At 43.3% G+C, this 16,089-nt stretch carries 18 protein-coding genes; 14 read left to right on the top strand and 4 right to left on the bottom strand.

Translation table 11 applies throughout. The annotated features are described in order from the left end of the window. Positions 1–29: 29 nt before the first annotated feature. The 5 genes from ptsP to DXD06_RS03460 all read left to right on the top strand — a co-directional run bounded on the left by ptsP (position 30) and on the right by DXD06_RS03460 (position 3,117). Entirely contained in the window at positions 30–1,649 is a 1,620-nt protein-coding gene (ptsP, locus tag DXD06_RS03480) for a phosphoenolpyruvate--protein phosphotransferase (protein WP_117830653.1), read from the top strand. 292 nt (positions 1,650–1,941) lie between these two features. Continuing rightward, positions 1,942–2,370: a hypothetical protein gene (locus tag DXD06_RS17770; RefSeq protein ID WP_330418138.1), complete on the top strand. Its 429-nt coding sequence runs from the start codon at positions 1,942–1,944 to the stop codon at positions 2,368–2,370. Next, the gene (locus tag DXD06_RS18070; RefSeq protein ID WP_117830652.1) at positions 2,315–2,464 is read left to right on the top strand and encodes a GHKL domain-containing protein; all 150 of its coding nucleotides are present in this window, start codon (positions 2,315–2,317) and stop codon (positions 2,462–2,464) included. The genes DXD06_RS17770 and DXD06_RS18070 overlap by 56 nt, the downstream gene beginning before the upstream one ends. A 49-nt stretch (positions 2,465–2,513) precedes the next feature. After that, complete coding sequence (locus DXD06_RS03465; protein WP_055066777.1) at positions 2,514–2,771, top strand: type II toxin-antitoxin system HicA family toxin; 258 nt, start codon at positions 2,514–2,516, stop codon at positions 2,769–2,771. After that, positions 2,755–3,117: a type II toxin-antitoxin system HicB family antitoxin gene (locus DXD06_RS03460; protein WP_117830651.1), complete on the top strand. Its 363-nt coding sequence runs from the start codon at positions 2,755–2,757 to the stop codon at positions 3,115–3,117. Before DXD06_RS03465 ends, DXD06_RS03460 begins: the two co-directional genes overlap by 17 nt. Positions 3,118–3,261: 144 nt before the next feature. Here DXD06_RS03460 and DXD06_RS03455 read toward each other — a convergent pair whose 3' ends face one another. Continuing rightward, positions 3,262–4,614: an MATE family efflux transporter gene (locus tag DXD06_RS03455; protein WP_117830650.1), complete on the bottom strand. Its 1,353-nt coding sequence runs from the start codon at positions 4,612–4,614 to the stop codon at positions 3,262–3,264. Between the two features lie 65 nt (positions 4,615–4,679). Then, on the bottom strand, positions 4,680–5,006 hold the full coding sequence (locus tag DXD06_RS03450) for a cupin domain-containing protein (protein ID WP_243000842.1): 327 nt from the start codon (positions 5,004–5,006) through the stop codon (positions 4,680–4,682). Positions 5,007–5,329: 323 nt separating this feature from the next. Between DXD06_RS03450 and rsmI the strand changes: the two genes are divergently transcribed. Next, entirely contained in the window at positions 5,330–6,184 is an 855-nt protein-coding gene (gene rsmI, locus DXD06_RS03445) for a 16S rRNA (cytidine(1402)-2'-O)-methyltransferase (RefSeq protein ID WP_117830648.1), read from the top strand. Positions 6,185–6,200: 16 nt separating this feature from the next. Here rsmI and DXD06_RS03440 read toward each other — a convergent pair whose 3' ends face one another. Beyond that, positions 6,201–7,946, bottom strand: coding sequence for a DUF885 domain-containing protein (locus DXD06_RS03440; protein WP_117830647.1), 1,746 nt, complete (start codon positions 7,944–7,946; stop codon positions 6,201–6,203). 150 nt (positions 7,947–8,096) lie between these two features. Between DXD06_RS03440 and DXD06_RS03435 the strand changes: the two genes are divergently transcribed. From DXD06_RS03435 to DXD06_RS03415, 5 genes are all read left to right on the top strand, one after another. Next, entirely contained in the window at positions 8,097–8,681 is a 585-nt protein-coding gene (locus tag DXD06_RS03435) for a hypothetical protein (RefSeq protein ID WP_055066784.1), read from the top strand. After that, on the top strand, positions 8,678–9,202 hold the full coding sequence (locus DXD06_RS03430) for a spore maturation protein (RefSeq protein ID WP_055262671.1): 525 nt from the start codon (positions 8,678–8,680) through the stop codon (positions 9,200–9,202). Before DXD06_RS03435 ends, DXD06_RS03430 begins: the two co-directional genes overlap by 4 nt. Before the next feature lie 171 nt (positions 9,203–9,373). After that, on the top strand, positions 9,374–10,429 hold the full coding sequence (locus DXD06_RS03425) for a methyl-accepting chemotaxis protein (RefSeq protein WP_117830646.1): 1,056 nt from the start codon (positions 9,374–9,376) through the stop codon (positions 10,427–10,429). Positions 10,430–10,556: 127 nt separating this feature from the next. Then, positions 10,557–11,279 carry an NAD-dependent protein deacylase gene (locus DXD06_RS03420; RefSeq protein WP_117830645.1) on the top strand — a complete coding sequence of 241 codons (723 nt, stop codon included), beginning with the start codon at positions 10,557–10,559 and terminating at the stop codon, positions 11,277–11,279. An 85-nt stretch (positions 11,280–11,364) separates the two neighbouring features. Further along, entirely contained in the window at positions 11,365–11,556 is a 192-nt protein-coding gene (locus tag DXD06_RS03415) for a DUF951 domain-containing protein (RefSeq protein WP_022046778.1), read from the top strand. Between the two features lie 91 nt (positions 11,557–11,647). Here the strand turns inward: DXD06_RS03415 and DXD06_RS03410 are convergent, their stop codons facing one another. Beyond that, on the bottom strand, positions 11,648–12,076 hold the full coding sequence (locus DXD06_RS03410) for a helix-turn-helix domain-containing protein (protein ID WP_055066787.1): 429 nt from the start codon (positions 12,074–12,076) through the stop codon (positions 11,648–11,650). A gap of 317 nt (positions 12,077–12,393) precedes the next feature. Between DXD06_RS03410 and DXD06_RS03405 the strand changes: the two genes are divergently transcribed. The 3 genes from DXD06_RS03405 (at position 12,394) to DXD06_RS03395 (ending at position 15,912) form a co-directional block, all read left to right on the top strand. Next, a complete protein-coding gene (locus DXD06_RS03405) occupies positions 12,394–12,690 on the top strand; it encodes a carbon storage regulator (RefSeq protein ID WP_117830644.1) in 297 nt (98 codons plus the stop codon). A gap of 198 nt (positions 12,691–12,888) precedes the next feature. Next, positions 12,889–14,373 (top strand): flagellin N-terminal helical domain-containing protein, encoded by a 1,485-nt coding sequence (locus DXD06_RS03400; protein ID WP_117830694.1) that lies wholly within the window; start codon positions 12,889–12,891, stop codon positions 14,371–14,373. A 231-nt stretch (positions 14,374–14,604) separates the two neighbouring features. Beyond that, positions 14,605–15,912, top strand: coding sequence for an IS4 family transposase (locus DXD06_RS03395; protein ID WP_117830643.1), 1,308 nt, complete (start codon positions 14,605–14,607; stop codon positions 15,910–15,912). Positions 15,913–16,089 lie beyond the last annotated feature (177 nt).

The following is a 16,089-nucleotide window of genomic DNA, read 5'->3' as shown; positions in this document are numbered from 1 at the left end:
ATGAATCAGCAAAAGGATGAGGTGACGCTATGACAATTCAGGGTAAAAGCGTATACAGCGGGGTGGCAATCGGCCGCCTTGCCATTTATCAGAAATCAGAAAATCAGGTGAAGCGGGAGAAAATAACCGATACCGCAAAAGAAATCAAACGTTTTGAAGATGCCAGGGAGACAGCGAAACAGCAGTTGGCGGGACTTTATGAAAAAGCGTTAAAGGAAGTCGGTGAAGTCAACGCTGCAATTTTTGAAGTACATCAGATGATGCTGGAAGATCTCGATTACGTAGAATCTATCACAAATATGATCGAAGGTCAGCAGGTAAATGCAGAATATGCCGTGGCATCCACAGGAGATACGTTCTCCGAAATGTTTGCAGCGATGGATGATGACTACATGCGCGAGCGTTCAGCAGATGTCAAGGATGTGTCTAATCGCGTGGTTTCCATTTTACAGGGCAACGGAGGAAATGGTCTGGACGCCGATGAACCGGTGATTTTACTTGCCGATGATCTGGCACCAAGTGAGACCGTACAGCTTGATAAATCGAAGGTGCTTTCTTTTGTTACCCGTCATGGTTCCACCAATTCCCATACCGCGATTCTGGCCCGTACTATGAATATTCCGGCATTGATCGGAGTAGATTTTCCGGAAGACGTCAATGGAAAAATGGGTATTGTGGATGGTTATGAAGGAAAAATCATCATCGATCCACCGGTATCTGTGATGGAGGCTTATCAGAAGAAAAAAGCAGAGGACGAAGAAAAGAAGCGTCTGCTGCAGGAGCTCAAAGGCAAAGAAAATATCACAAAGGATGGAACAAAAATTAACCTGTATGCCAACATTGGAAGTGTCGGGGATGTGGCATCGGTACTGGCAAATGATGCCGGCGGTATCGGCCTGTTCCGAAGCGAATTCCTTTATCTGGAGAGCAGGGATTATCCAACCGAGGAAGAACAGTTTGTAGCATACCGCAAGGTAGCCGAGGCAATGGCAGGAAAGAAAGTAATCATCCGTACTCTGGATATCGGCGCGGATAAGCAGGTTGATTATTTTGGACTCGACAAAGAAGATAATCCGGCAATGGGTTACCGTGCGATCCGTATCTGCCTTGACCGCCGCGAGGTATTCAAGACACAGCTTCGTGCACTGTATCGGGCAAGCTATTACGGAACCATCGCCATCATGTTCCCGATGATCATTTCTGTCACAGAGGTACAGACCATAAAGAAGATCATCGAGGAAGTGAAAAAAGAACTGGATGAGGAAAAGATTCCGTACAAGGATGTCGAGCTTGGTATTATGATCGAGACTCCGGCAGCCGTCATGATGTCCGAAGAACTGGCACAGGAAGTGGATTTCTTCTCTGTCGGAACGAATGATCTGACACAGTATACACTGGCGATCGACCGGCAGAATCCAAAGCTTGATAACATTTATGATTCCCATCATCCGGCAATCTTAAAGATGCTGAAGATGATTGTAGACAATGGTCACAAGGGTGGCTGCTGGGTTGGTATCTGTGGAGAACTTGGGGCAGATACCACGCTGACCGAGACCTTCCTTCGTATGGGATTTGATGAGCTTTCTGTCAGCCCATCCATGATTCTGAAGGTTCGACAGGAGATTCGTTCGCTGGATCTGAAAGCGTAAAAGAGTGGCTGACTTTAACAGCCGGTACAAGGGAGTATTTTATATAGTAAACGGAAAAACCGGTGCATCGTCTGGGATGCACCGGCTTTTTTCTGTTTGGAATACTATTGGAATTTCGCATGTTTTTCTGTATAATTGAGGAAGAAAGTACGCAAGATAATACGCAAGATAATTCATACTTGCCCGGACCGCGGATGCGAAAAACCGGAAATACAAGGCGGGCGATTTTTCCTATAATACCGGAAAATTAAAGTGTCCGGTCTGTGACGGAACCGGGCAGATCAGCCTCGATGTGCAGTTTCTGCCGGATGTGGATGTGCCGTGTCCAGAGTGCAATGGTTCCCGGTATGCAAAAGAGGCATGGGAGATCGGCTATGAAAACAAACAGGGAAACCGCTATTCCCTGCCGGAATTGATGGAGATGGATGTAAATACCGCTTTGCAGGCAACCGCGGATTTAAAGGTTGTGCATCAGCGGCTGGAAGTGCTCAAAAATCTGCCAGAACATTTTTCGGAGAATGTGATCAAAGCAGGGGCGATGAACAGAAATTCATGGAAGTCAAAAAATATCATAGTGTTGCGATACTGCTGGGACAGTATGTGGCAGTCCAGATTTTTCTGCACTATTCTACGGGAAACTTGTCAGAAGCCGGAGCGATGGCAGACTGCTCACGACAAAACCGGATTCCAAAAATCATGGACTGGGGCTTCGGAATATTGAAGTGTGTGCGGAAAAATATTATGGAAAAACGGAAGTTACCGTTCGGGAGGATGAGTTTGAACTGGCGGTTATGCTTCAGGAACGAATAGAATAATTGACACCATATACGACACCATGTATAATATAAGCAGGAGGGTATAACAATGTCAAAATGGGATAAACTCATAACACGTATATGCAATTTATCAAAAGACCTCCGGTTTGATGAGTTACGGAAAGTATTGGAAAGCTGCGGGTACGAAATGAATGCACCAAGAAGTGGAAGCAGTCATTACACGTTCAGAAAGCAGGGATGTGCGCCTATCACAATACCAAAACATGAACCGATCAAAAAAGTATATGTAGAAATGGTAAGGCAGATTGTAGAAAGCGAGGCGGAGAATGATGAAGACGCTGAATGATTATATGGCAATGTCCTATCGTATGGAAATTATAGAAGATAAGGATGAGGGTGGATTTGTGGTTTCTTATCCGGATCTGCCAGGGTGCATTACCTGTGGAGAAACTGTAGAAAGTGCGGTAGAAAATGCGTTAGATGCAAAAAAGGCATGGCTTGAAGCTGCAATAGAAGATGGTGTAGAGATTCATGAGCCAGATAGTCTGGAGGATTATTCCGGGCAATTCAAATTGAGAATTCCACGAAGTCTGCACAGATCGTTGGCAGAACATTCCCAGAGAGAAGGAATCAGCATGAATCAGTATTGTGTATATCTTCTTTCCAAAAATGATGCGGTGTTTTCAAAATAAGATGATGCAGCAAAAATGTAAAGGAAATGCTTTTCAGTTGCGTGAATTGATGAATATAGATTGCAGATAAGAAACAGAAATCAGCGGGCACAATAATATGCCCGCTGATTTATTCGCAAAAGAAAGTTACAAACTGAAAAATCATCATTTTTCAATGACGCGATGGTTTAACCATTTCCGGGAGTGGAAACGGATGGAGAAAATGATCGCGCGCAGCGTCCAGTCGGAAAACATGCCGATCCAGACTGAGATCGGGCCGAATCCCCATACCCGGCAGAGATAAATGCACAGGCTTACACGGCACAACCACATCGTGCAACAGGAGGTGATCATGGAGAATTTTACGTCACCTGCAGCGCGCATACCATAGGGTGGGATGAAGGAAAGTACCCAGGAAACTGGCTTTACGATCGTGATGAAGCTTATCATGAAAAAGCACAGTTTTGCGCTGGCAGGTTCCATTCCGGCAAGCATGGTAATCGGTTTGGTCAGTGCAAAAACGAGCAGGCAGCTTGCGATGATGACTGCCTCTGACAGCCAGGACAATTTCTTAATATAATAGATGGCCTCATCTTTGCGCCCTGCACCCAGGCACTGACCGACCACGGTCATCAGTCCGATTCCGATACCTATGGCAGCAATACCGTTTAAGTTTTCCAGAATATTGGTCATTGCCTGCGCGGCAATCGCTACGGTTCCAAGTGTGGAAACCGTAGACTGGATGGCAAGTTTACCGAACTGAAACATACTGTTTTCAATACCGGACGGAATTCCGATAAACAGAATTTTTTTAATCAGATACCAGTCGGGGCGGATGGCAAAATAGTTGCGGATGCAGATCGGTTCATTGTTATTGCGCAGCTGCCAGATGACAACGACCGCGCAGAAAATACGTGAAATCAGGGTAGAGATTGCAGCACCTTCGACACCCATACCCAGTCCAAAAATCAGAATCGCATTTCCGCCAATGTTCATGAAGTTAGAAATTACGGAAATAATCATAGGATTTCGGCTGTTATTCTGGGAGCGCATAATAGAAGCTCCGGCATCGTAGAGTCCGATAAACGGGAAGGAGAGCAGGGTAAAGAAGAAATAGATCTGGGAGTTGGTCATGACATCGCGTTCTACTTTTCCAAAAATCACATGCAGCAGTGGATCACGGAAGATCAGACAGAACGCAGAAAGAGCCACGGACAGGATGACCATGACAAATAAAACCTGCCTTGCAGAGCGGTTGGCATCTTTTTTGTTTTGGCTGCCGAGATATTGGGAGCACAGGATTGCACCTCCGGCGGAAAGCGCAGACAGTGCCTGAATGACAAGAATATTGATGGAATCCACCAGAGAAACGGCGGAGATGGCTGCAGATCCGACGTTGCTGACCATCATTGTGTCGGCGGTTCCCATTAAAGAAGAAAGCAGCTGTTCCACAATGATGGGAATCAGTAGCTTTCTTAATTCAAAATTGTTATATAAATGTTGTGTGTTATCGCGCATAAATAAAATCCTCTTTTCTACCCTCAGATGTTATTTTAGCACGATATTTTTCAATGGAAAAGGGGTTATTCGATTACCAAAAGCAGAGCCATCTTAAACTGCTCGTCTGCGGTCACACTGTGCAGACCATCTTTCTCAAAACGGAAATTTTCTCCGGCTGAGATTACATGATCCCTGCCCTCATAATTGATGGTTGCTTTTCCGTCCAGTGCGAAAATAATCGCATTGCCTGGTGCGCGATGTGGAGTCAGCCCGGTTCCTTTGTCGAATGCCATGAGCACAAACTTCATTGTGTCGGTGCTTGCTACATCAAGATTACTGATGCTTCCTTCTTCATAGGAAATCAGATCCTTTAATTTCATTACTTCTCCTGCTTTTACCAAATTGTTCATAATAGCCTCCTGTTTGATAATGATTTCTGTGTAAATAGCTCCGGTGTCGCTTTGCACACCGCAGAGTGTGCCACCTGGAATGACCAGCAGATCGCCTTTGACCAGGTCTTTGTTTGTCGCATCGGTATCGATTAGAAACGTACCTTTGCCATCTCTGTCGTTCTGTTATTACAGAATTAGTTTTTTGAAATTTAAAAAAAATATACAATATAAAATGAAAAATGTCTGTTGTTATAATCACAATTTTGCGACTTGACAAGTATGGCTTTTTAATCATATTCTAAAATTATAGCAGAACATTGCAAAACGAGAAAGGAACAATCATGGAACAACATAAAACCGGCACACTTTATCTGTGTGCCACCCCAATCGGAAATCTTGAGGATATTACGTACCGCGTACTGCGGACACTCAAAGAGGTGGATCTGATTGCGGCAGAGGATACGAGAAACTCCATCCGGCTGCTCAACCATTTCGAGATTAAGACGCCGATGACAAGCTATCACGAATACAACAAAATTGAAAAAGCCTACCAGCTTGTTGCAAAAATGCGGGAGGGCAAAAATATTGCTTTGATCACAGATGCAGGGACACCGGGCATTTCCGATCCGGGGGAGGATATTGTGCGCATCTGCTATGAAGAAGGCATTCCGGTCACTTCGCTGCCGGGCGCAGCCGCCTGCATTACAGCACTGACCATGTCAGGACTTCCGACACGCCGGTTTGCATTCGAGGCTTTTCTCCCGAAAGATAAGAAAGAGCATCAGGCGGTACTTGAGGAGTTAAAAACAGAGACGCGCACGATTATTATTTATGAGGCACCTCATCATCTGGTGAGGACTCTGCAGGAACTGCACGATACCCTCGGCGGAGACCGCAGGCTTACCATCTGCCGGGAACTGACGAAGCGTCACGAGGAAAAACTGCAGATGACACTGGCAGACAGTCTATCCTATTATGAAGTCAATGAGCCACGTGGGGAGTATGTGCTTATCATTGCCGGCCGTTCGTGGGAAGAAATGAAAAAGGAAGAACAGGCTGGATGGGAAACACTTTCCCTGGAGGAACACATGGCGCATTACGAGTCCCAGGGGATTGACCGCAAGGAAGCCATGAAACGTGTCGCTAAAGACCGTGGGGTCAGCAAGCGCGATATCTATCAGGCACTGTTAAAATAAAAAAGATCAATGGACTTTATTTTAACTGATCCCGCACGGTTTCTTCGAGAACGGAAAAAGGCGAAGGACCGGTGCGAAGGATTGCTTCGTGAAATGCAGATACCGAAAAGCTTTTGTTTTCGAGCGCAAGCTGTTCACGCATCTGGCGGAATTTCAGATAGCCAACATAATATTTCAGGTAGTTTCCCGGTTCTTCGAGGATCAGATCCGTGATTCTGTTTACCGTGGCAGTATCATCTACGCCGTATTCGCTCCAGAATGCGGCGGTTTTTTCTTTTTCCCATCCAAAGTAATGAATTCCGATATCGGCAGTGGCATAGAGACTGAGCGTAGCTGCCTGGTTATGCTGTAATAGGGAGGCCAGATCCGGGTCAAGTCCTGCATAATAGAAGGCCTGCATTTCGGTATAGGTTGCCCAGCCCTCGGTGTAACCAGGATAGTTGAGGAGGGAGCGCACTTCGGGAGCACCGTAGGATGCCGTGCAGATCGTCTGGTACAGATGACCGGGATATCCTTCATGCGCAAGCGTTGTAAAGTAATAGATATCTGTATCATTTTTAGCATCGTTTATGTAGATCCGGTTATGTGAAATATCATCAATCGGAGCCGTAATATAAAAGGCGGGAGCCAAGTACTCACTGAGTGCCGGATCAACGTGGCAGATTTCCACTTCTGTCTGTGGTGGTGCCGGGAAGTCAGTAAGGATTTCTTTTTGCAGCCGGGAAAGCATGGCATTTTCCTCTTTCAAGGCAGCATCGGGTTTCGGAGACTGGGAAGCAAGTTTCGGATTTTTTTCCAAGAGATTCTGACAGAACGTGAGATCTTCCCGCCGGGCTTTGGTAATCTGGGAAAACAGATCTTCCACACTGTCATCACAGCCCGTATCTGCAGACACGACCGCCTCGTAATAGGCTTTTCCTTCCGGAAAGTTACAAAGCCCCCAGTTGTTATGTCCCCGTCCCAGCAGCATGGTAAGTCCTTTGATCATCTGGCGGTAAGCTGGAATGACATGTTCGCTCAGAACTTTGGAATGCTGTTTTATATAAGTATTCTTTTGTGTATCCGTAAGCACATCCATGGCATTTAACCGGTTGGAAAACGTATCGATCAGAAAATTGTCATCGGGATGTTCGGTGAAAACTTCACACCCTTCAATGACTTTTAAGCAGGCTTCATCGGACATGAAAAGTCCTGCATCGGCTTTCTTTTGTTCATAATCTAAAATCCCTAAAAAATAAGTATCCATCTGCGACAACAGTCCGAGATAATCTTTAATATCTCTGGTATTGCGGAAAGTATACTCTGCCAGAAGCACAGGCAGCTGTGAGGTGACACCACCGGAAGGGGTCAGAGGTTCATCGTAATAGGGATAGGCAGCAAGGTTCTGCTGGCGTGAAATATAATCGGAAAGCAGCCGGCAGGTCAAGCGGTCTTTTCCTTTGAGAGAGCGGTGAGAATATTTTTTGAGTTCTTCCGAAAGTTTTTTGAGCTGTTTGGCCTGGTTGTGAGGACTGTCACCGGACAGACTGCCAAGCGTGATCTCATAAGAGTCAATGCCGGCAGCTTTTGGATCTTTTAGCGTAAAGTGCAGATTCATGGTGTTGGATTTTATCTCTTCGCGAAAAAGCGTGGTACAAAATTCAGAAAAAGAACCGGTACTTTTTCCGGCAGGGGAGAGGATGACTGCATAAATAATGGAGAGTACCGCAGCCAGAAAAATACCCACGGAAAGCATCCGGTGTTTTTTCAAAAGATGTTTCATACCAGAAACTCCTGTAAGAAAACTTAAGAAAATTTATGCAGGGAAAGCCTGGGCTATGCCTTCCCTTTTGGGTTTATCTGGTAATTGCAAAAGGAATATGAAAAAAGCAAAGCCCATACAATGATTTAAGAACGCAAACAGGAGGCGCGGATGAACTATTTATGGGGTGGAATGATTCTTGTCGGGGTGGTGTATGCTGCAATGACTGGAAATCTTGGAGCAGTGACCGACCAGGCACTTGCTTCGGCAAAGGAAGCGGTAAGCCTTTGCCTGACAATGACAGGTGCCATGGCATTCTGGGTAGGACTTATGAAGATTGCGGAAAAAGGGGGGATGGTAAACCGTGCGGCATCTGCAATGGGACCGATACTACGTTTTTTGTTTCCGTCAGTTCCGGAAAATTCCACAGCAGGCAGATATATGGCAACGAATATGGTGTCCAATTTTCTGGGGCTGGGCTGGGCGGCAACCCCGGCAGGGATTTCTGCCATGAAAGAGTTAAAGCGGCTGCAGAAAATGTCAAATCAGGCGACAGACGCGATGTGTGATTTTCTTATCATTAATATTTCTTCCCTGCAGCTGATACCTGTGAATATCATTGCATATCGCAGCCAGTATGGAGCCGTAAGTCCGGCTGCAATTGTAGGACCGGCCATCATTGCCACTAGTATTTCCACGTTGGCAGCTGTCATTTTCATCAAGCTCCGGCAGGCATTTGGGAGGGTGGAAAAATGAATTTGATTCTGTACTTATCCGAGGCAGTCATTCCGATTCTGGTATTGCTCATTGTGGGAAATGGCCTGATGCACCGGCAGCATGTATATGAGGATTTCCTGGAAGGGGCAAAAAGCGGAATCCGCACAGCAGTGGAGATTATGCCGACACTAATCGGACTGATGGCAGCAGTAGGTATTTTGCGGGCTTCGGGTTTTTTGGATTTTATTTCCGGGTGGCTTGGAAAATTAATGGCGGCGACAGGATTTCCGACCGAGCTGATCCCGGTTGCTGTGGTAAAAATGTTTTCTTCCTCTGCAGCAACGGGACTTTTACTAGATATCTACAAAACACATGGTGCAGATTCGATGCTGGGACGTGCGGCATCGGTTATGCTCAGCAGCACAGAGACCATTTTTTATACCATGTCGGTTTATTTTATGTCGGTAAAAGTAAAAAAGACAAGATATACACTTCCGGGAGCCCTTTTTGCAACCACTGCCGGAATTGTGGCAAGTGTATTTCTTGTGTGGAAAACCTGAAGTTGTAAGAATAGTGTTATTGTTCGCATGGCAACCTGTGTGTAGCAGCAAAAGTGTCAAAAAATATCTGAATTATGATAGAAATATGTTGACTTTAAACATATTTTAGTTCAGAATAAAAGGCATAAGATACAGAGATTTGTATGTTACAACAGAGAGGAAGTATATAATATGGCATTTGGAAAAAAGACAGACAGAGCCGGTCTGCAGGCCGTTCTGGAATTGAAAAATGTAGATTATTCAAAAGATCCGGAGATACAGCAGCTGTATACCCGTCTGGTGAACGGACGCAGCCAGTTCGGTCAGATCTTGACAAAGAATGCATCCGCATCGTTACAGATCGCAGAGGTTGTGGATGCCTTAAAAGATTATAATTCCAAGATGGAATCTGTTTCACAGCAGATCGCACAGGCATCGGAGGACGCTACGAAGTCTGCGTCAGAAAGTTCGCGTGTGGCAGGGGAGGTTTCCAACCAGCATGAGGAACTGACCAATACGATATTGTCTGCATCGGAGGAATCTGCAGCGATTTACAAAAACATCGAAGAGGGACAGCAGGAGCTGACGGCTATCCGCGATCTGTCCGATAAGACGATCAGTGAATCAAGTACCATGAAACAGAATATGGAGAAGCTTTTTGACATTATCAGTAATATGAATGAAGTCATTGAAGGGATCAATTCCATTTCCAGCCAGACCAATCTGCTGGCACTGAATGCATCCATCGAGGCAGCCCGTGCAGGAGAAGCCGGAAAAGGATTTGCAGTAGTTGCGGAAGAGATCCGTAAACTTGCAGAACAGACCCAGAACATGACAGCCAACATGAGTGAGTTCGTGGAGCGTATCAAAGAAGCATCCGCAAAGAGTTCAGACAGTGCAAACACCGCGGTGGAGGCACTTGGGGATATGAGCGAGAAGATTAATTCTGCATGGGAGATCAATGATGCGAACCAGAAGAGTGTGGGAAAGATTTCCGATTCCATCAGTTCCCTGGCAGCTGTCAGCGAAGAGATTTCAAGTTCCATGGATGAGATGGCAAATCAGGCGAACCATATCCAGCAGCAGTGTGAGCAGCAGCAACAGGATGCGCAGAGACTGGAAGAACTCCGGGAGAATTTAAAAGACGCAACAACACCGGCATACCAGATATTGGATGATCTGGAGAATGCAAAGCAAATTGCCGGAGAGATGAAGAAAGATGTATTTTATAATACAGAGGCTGTATAGCGGTAACTGGCATCCTTATTATAAGAATATTAAAAATATCAATTTGCCATATAGCACAGGAAATCAGACAGGGGTTGTCACACAGTGACAGCCTCTTTTTTCCCTGTTTGCGGAGAAAGGAGAAAAAATGGAAGCAACGGAACAGTTTTTGCAATGGGTGGAGGAATCGGGCAACATTGTATTTTTTGGTGGAGCAGGGGTATCGACCGAGAGCGGAATCCCGGATTTCCGTAGTGTGGACGGTTTGTATAATCAACAGTATAAGTATCCGCCGGAGACTATTTTAAGCCATAGTTTTTACCGGCAGAATCCGGAAGAGTTCTACCGGTTTTACCGGAACAAAATGCTCTGTCTGGATGCACAGCCAAATATCACCCATTTCAAGCTGGCAGAACTGGAAAAATCAGGAAAACTGAAAGGGGTCGTGACCCAGAATATCGATGGCCTGCATCAGAAAGCCGGAAGTAAAAACGTCATGGAATTGCACGGAAGCGTATTGCGCAATTACTGCGAACGCTGTGGACAGTTTGTCAGCGCGGAAGATATTCTCCACTCGGAAGGAGTTCCGGTCTGTCCTGTCTGTGGTGGTCCGGTGAAGCCTGACGTAGTTCTTTATGAAGAAGGGCTGAACCAGAAAACACTGCAGGATGCGGTATTTTATATCAGCCATGCGGATATGCTGATTGTGGGAGGAACTTCGCTTGCCGTATATCCGGCAGCCGGTCTGATTGATTATTACAGGGGAAATAAGCTTGTTTTGATCAATAAGAGTGCAACTCCAATGGATGCGCGGGCGGATCTTCTTATCCAGGATGGACTTGGAAATGTCTTTTCACAGATCGAGTGTTAGCCGGAAAAAATAATAGACAATTGCGGCTCCTGCCACCGCGGGTTTTACAATTGTCTATAAGATGAGAAAAAGAAGGAGACCAGCTATGAATCAGTACCAGTATGAAGTGGGAGATATTGTGAAATTAAAAAAGCCACATCCGTGTGGCAGCCATGAATGGGAGATTTTGCGCGTGGGCGCGGATTTCCGCCTGAAATGCACTGGCTGTGGACATCAGATGATGGTGACACGTAAGCTTGTGGAAAAGAATACAAGAGGCTTGCGGAAGCCGGAATAAAGTGCATGTAGTGAAATTGTAATTTCCATAGTATTAAAAATTGCTTCTTTAGATACCATTAAAAACAGTATCTGGAGAAGCAATTTTTCTGTTATAAAGGCTTGCGGGCCTTAATTTTTGTAAATTCAATAATTTCTTTCTTATCCTCTTCGGATATCTTATTAAAATAAAAAAGCAATTCTTTTTCCAGATTCGTATGAAACATGTACTTTTTTTTATTCGCGGGATCATTAAAAAATTCAAGAAACTCAGATAAGTCTTCGCTGGACTGGGAAGGAACCGGTGCATCATAGGAAACTTCACGGTCAATATCAACGGTCAGATGCATGAGATCGTCAATCGAAATATTGTATAGTCCCGCCAATTTATATAATGCTTCGGCATCTGGTGTCCGTCTGCCAGTTTCGTAATGGCTGTATGTCTGGCGAACAATACCAAGCACCGCGGCTACATAATCCTGCGTGTAATTATTTACCTTTCTCAGTTCTTTCAATTTCTGAGGAAGTTTTTTTTCACTCATAATAAAATACCACCTTTTCTTAAAATTAGTCTATTTTTTCACATATCATGAAATGTTACAGATAGTAGCTATTGATAAAACAGAAGTTAATTTATTGTGGGAAGTGGAAAAATAGTCATATAGTTACAGAATGTTGCATAAAAATGTAAAATATGCACAAAAATAAACGGTTTTTAAACGAACGAGAATGGAGAAATTAGATAAAAAGTAACAAAATGTAGCAATTATAAAAAATAGAGGTTAACAAACTGTAGCGAATGGACGATATAAAAGATACAAAACGTAGCAAAAAGGTTTTGCGTACATGGAGGTAAAAAATGCTGAAACTTTCATTGAAACAGGGACAATACGTAAATATCGGGGATGACATCCGTGTGGTCTATGTCGGTGGTTCGGGTAATCACGCAAGGCTGCTCATTGATGCTCCGAGGGAACTTAATATTGCCAGAAGCACCACGGAAGAAAATCCGGCACGTAAGAAGGAAACCTATTATGCAGAGCCGGGTATTTCCAGGGAGGCACAGCAGGAAATTAAGAGAATCTTGTGGAACGAGAGGATGAAGGCAGAGGCAAAGAAAGATGCAGAGAGTTTGAAAGATAAATTTAACTCCTGATCTGTTTTAAATTCTGGTAATAGGCGGGGCACACCCGGGACGCTTCGCTTATTTGATACAAGGTCGCAAAGCATCAAAAGATGCTTGTGACGCGTTACTGCAAAGTGACGCAATAAGAACACCTTAGGAAAAGGATTTCCAGAGGAAAAAACATAATACCCCACAAAGTGGGAGTTCAAGGAGGATTCTATTATGAGTATGGTAGTACAACACAACATGCAGGCAGCAAACGCAAACAGAATGCTTGGTATCACATCCGGAGCACAGGCTAAGTCAACCGAGAAGTTATCTTCTGGTTACAAGATCAACCGTGCAGCAGATGATGCAGCAGGACTTACCATTTCCGAGAAGATGAGAAAGCAGATCCGCGGACTGGACAAGGCATCTTCTAATGCACAGGACGGTGTATCTTCTGTACAGACCGCTGAAGGTGCTTTAACAGAAGTTCACAGCATGTTACAGCGTATGAATGAGCTTGCAGTTCAGGCAGCAAACGGAACAAACTCTAAGGATACAGACCGTAAGGCGATCCAGGACGAGATCGACCAGTTAAATACAGAGATCGACCGTGTTGCAGAGACAACCAAATTCAATGAAATTTACCTGTTAAAGGGTGATGACGGTGAGAAGACAATTAATCTTAAGGCACATGATGCCGGATTAAAGGGAACTCTGACCGATAATGGTGATGGAACAGCTACATTTAAAATGGATGCATTGAAGGCTGGAGATAAAGTTTCAATCGGAGGCCAGACGTTTTCCATTGGAGCATCTACAAAAGAATTAAAGGACATGTTGACAACTGCTGATATTGATACAAAGCACCAGGATGTTGTGGTAAATGGAGATACTTATAAATATGTGGCTGCAAAAGCAGCAGTTACAACTGGTACAAAGGCAGATGGAAATGCAGCTGGATGGTATAAAGACGGAGTTGTACCAGCGGATACTGGTGCCGGAATTGTAGCAGATGCAGATTATGCGGATGCAGCTGAATTTAGTACAAAGGTAACATCTGGAACTGTTAAAGTAGGTACGACGGAACTGTCCCTTATTGCAGATAAGGATAATGATGGAGTTGATGATAACAACAAAAATGTAATCACTAAAGAAAAAGCATATAGTCTTGCAGCAGCTGAATTATTGAAAGCAAACCAGATTGGTGATACTCAGAATCAGGCAAAGGTGGGTATTGATAAAAACTATACTGCAATGACACTTGCAAATGCAACTAATACAATTGAAATTCATACGGGAACTGCAAAAGTTGCCAACACATTAAGTTTCAGCCTCCATGTAGGTGCAGATGCTGACATGACAAACAAGATCACAGTTGACATTGACACCATGAACTCCGAAAACCTTGGAATCAAGGGCTTAAACGTAACGGACAAGAACGGTACAGCAGCAACCTACGCAATCGACGCTATTTCCGATGCAATCTCTAAGGTTTCTTCCCAGAGATCTGCACTTGGTGCTGTACAGAACAGATTAGAGCACACCATCGACAACCTGGATAATATTTCCGAGAATACCTCTTCTGCTGAGTCTCGTATCCGTGATACAGATATGGCAAAAGAGATGGTAAACTACAGCAAGAACAACATTCTTGCACAGGCTGGACAGTCTATGCTCGCACAGGCTAATCAGTCTAATCAGGGTGTACTTTCTCTGTTACAGTAAAAGTAAATATGGTCATTACACATCAAAAGGGACTCTTCGGAGCAATGTCATTAAGTTAAGATGACCAATCAAGATCTTAGCATCAGAAATGATGCTAGGGTCTTTTTATTTTGTAATAAATGCTTGACATATGATTCGAAATGTGCGGCCGCTTTCGCTATTGAATGATAATGAGGTAGCGAAAGCGGCCCTTGTAATTAAGAACATCTTGATTGCAAGGAGGTAACGCATATGAGCAATTATATTAATCAAGTTTCAGATTCTCTAAAGAATCATATTTCGGAATTAGCTAACAATCCATGTTTATTTCTTCGAAACCCCAATGTCGATTTCTCTCGAAAACGGAAAATTGATTTCAAAACTTTTATAGGAATCATGATGAATTCGGGTGGAGCTACTATGAGTAAAGAACTACTTGATTTCTTTGATTTTAACAAAAATACTCCGTCTGTGTCAGCATTTACGCAACAACGTTCAAAAGTACTTCCAGAGGCTTTTGAATATTTGTTTAAATCTTTTACGGATGACAACCTTCCAACTACTAATAATTATCATGGTTATCGTTTAATTGCATGTGATGGAAGTAACTTGACCATTGCAACCAATCAAAAGGATCCAGAAACTTTTTGGGAACGTAATCAGCATGGTTCAATTGTTAATAAACTACATCTAAATGCCTTTTATGATGTTTTGAATCGTATATACACCGATGTTTTAGTGCAAACAGCAGCGGATTGCAACGAGTTTAGAGCATGTGCAACAATGATTGACAGATCGAAACTAGAGAATGTAATTCTTGTTGCTGATAGAGGATATGAAAACTATAACATTTTTGCACATGCAATTGAAAAAGGATGGAAATTCGCTATACGTGTCAAAGATAAAAATAGTAATGGAATTGCATCTGGGTTAAATCTTCCTCCAAATGATGAGTTTGATATAGATATCACTCAGATTTTTTCGAGGAAAAATACAAAGACCACAAAAAATGCAGGCTATAAGTGGATGCCTGTAAATCAAGTGTTTGATTATCTTCCACGAAAAAGTGATAAAACATACGAATTATCATTTCGTATTATTAGATTTCCTATAGGGTCTAATTCTTATGAAATAATAATTACAAATCTTGATAGAAATATTTTTGATGTAAAAAAAATAAAGGAAATCTATCATTTGAGATGGGGAATAGAAACTTCATTCAGAGAATTAAAATATGCCATAGGATTAACAAGTTTCCATGCACGAAAACCAGATTTTATTAAACAAGAAATATATGCGCGATTACTTTTGTATAACTATTGCGAATTAATAACAACACATGTAATAAAACAAATGAAAAACAATGATAAAACAAAACAGGTGAACTTTACAATCGCCATTTATATTTGTAGAGAATATCTCCGTAATAAACGCAATCTTAGTCCACCTGATGTGATTAACCTAATAGAAAAGCATGTATTACCAGTAAGACCTGGTCGAAAAGACCCTCGCAAAGTCAAACCCCAGGCATCTGTAAGCTTTCTATATAGAGTGGCTTAATCATAGATAATTATAAGTTTTTTTTGACAGATAAACAATCTGTCTTTTTGTTGTGCTACAAAATAGATAAAAGAAAAAAACACATCATATTTATCAAACAATTGCAAATATGATGTGTTTTATAATTATGTCAAAATTCTTAACTTAATGACATTGCTCTTCGGAGCCCCTTTTGGT

This window comes from Roseburia sp. TF10-5 (genome assembly GCF_003462365.1).
GTDB classification, from domain to species: Bacteria; Bacillota; Clostridia; order Lachnospirales; family Lachnospiraceae; genus Roseburia; species Roseburia faecis.
The sequence above is the reverse complement of the archived record's forward strand: the minus strand, read 5'-3'. Positions and strand labels throughout refer to the sequence as shown.

Excerpts from the sequence above, each read along its gene's own strand:
- DXD06_RS03440 (WP_117830647.1), bottom strand. The coding sequence starts at position 7,946 with ATGAAACATCTTTTGAAAAAACACCGGATGCTTTCCGTGGGTATTTTT.
- DXD06_RS03405 (WP_117830644.1), top strand. The coding sequence starts at position 12,394 with ATGCTGAAACTTTCATTGAAACAGGGACAATACGTAAATATCGGGGAT.
- DXD06_RS03415 (WP_022046778.1), top strand. The coding sequence starts at position 11,365 with ATGAATCAGTACCAGTATGAAGTGGGAGATATTGTGAAATTAAAAAAG.
- DXD06_RS03435 (WP_055066784.1), top strand. The coding sequence starts at position 8,097 with ATGAACTATTTATGGGGTGGAATGATTCTTGTCGGGGTGGTGTATGCT.
- DXD06_RS03450 (WP_243000842.1), bottom strand. The coding sequence starts at position 5,006 with ATGAACAATTTGGTAAAAGCAGGAGAAGTAATGAAATTAAAGGATCTG.
- DXD06_RS03400 (WP_117830694.1), top strand. The coding sequence starts at position 12,889 with ATGGTAGTACAACACAACATGCAGGCAGCAAACGCAAACAGAATGCTT.
- DXD06_RS03455 (WP_117830650.1), bottom strand. The coding sequence starts at position 4,614 with ATGCGCGATAACACACAACATTTATATAACAATTTTGAATTAAGAAAG.
- DXD06_RS03410 (WP_055066787.1), bottom strand. The coding sequence starts at position 12,076 with ATGAGTGAAAAAAAACTTCCTCAGAAATTGAAAGAACTGAGAAAGGTA.
- DXD06_RS03465 (WP_055066777.1), top strand. The coding sequence starts at position 2,514 with ATGTCAAAATGGGATAAACTCATAACACGTATATGCAATTTATCAAAA.
- DXD06_RS03460 (WP_117830651.1), top strand. The coding sequence starts at position 2,755 with ATGAAGACGCTGAATGATTATATGGCAATGTCCTATCGTATGGAAATT.
- DXD06_RS03420 (WP_117830645.1), top strand. The coding sequence starts at position 10,557 with ATGGAAGCAACGGAACAGTTTTTGCAATGGGTGGAGGAATCGGGCAAC.
- rsmI (WP_117830648.1), top strand. The coding sequence starts at position 5,330 with ATGGAACAACATAAAACCGGCACACTTTATCTGTGTGCCACCCCAATC.
- DXD06_RS03395 (WP_117830643.1), top strand. The coding sequence starts at position 14,605 with ATGAGCAATTATATTAATCAAGTTTCAGATTCTCTAAAGAATCATATT.
- DXD06_RS03425 (WP_117830646.1), top strand. The coding sequence starts at position 9,374 with ATGGCATTTGGAAAAAAGACAGACAGAGCCGGTCTGCAGGCCGTTCTG.
- ptsP (WP_117830653.1), top strand. The coding sequence starts at position 30 with ATGACAATTCAGGGTAAAAGCGTATACAGCGGGGTGGCAATCGGCCGC.
- DXD06_RS03430 (WP_055262671.1), top strand. The coding sequence starts at position 8,678 with ATGAATTTGATTCTGTACTTATCCGAGGCAGTCATTCCGATTCTGGTA.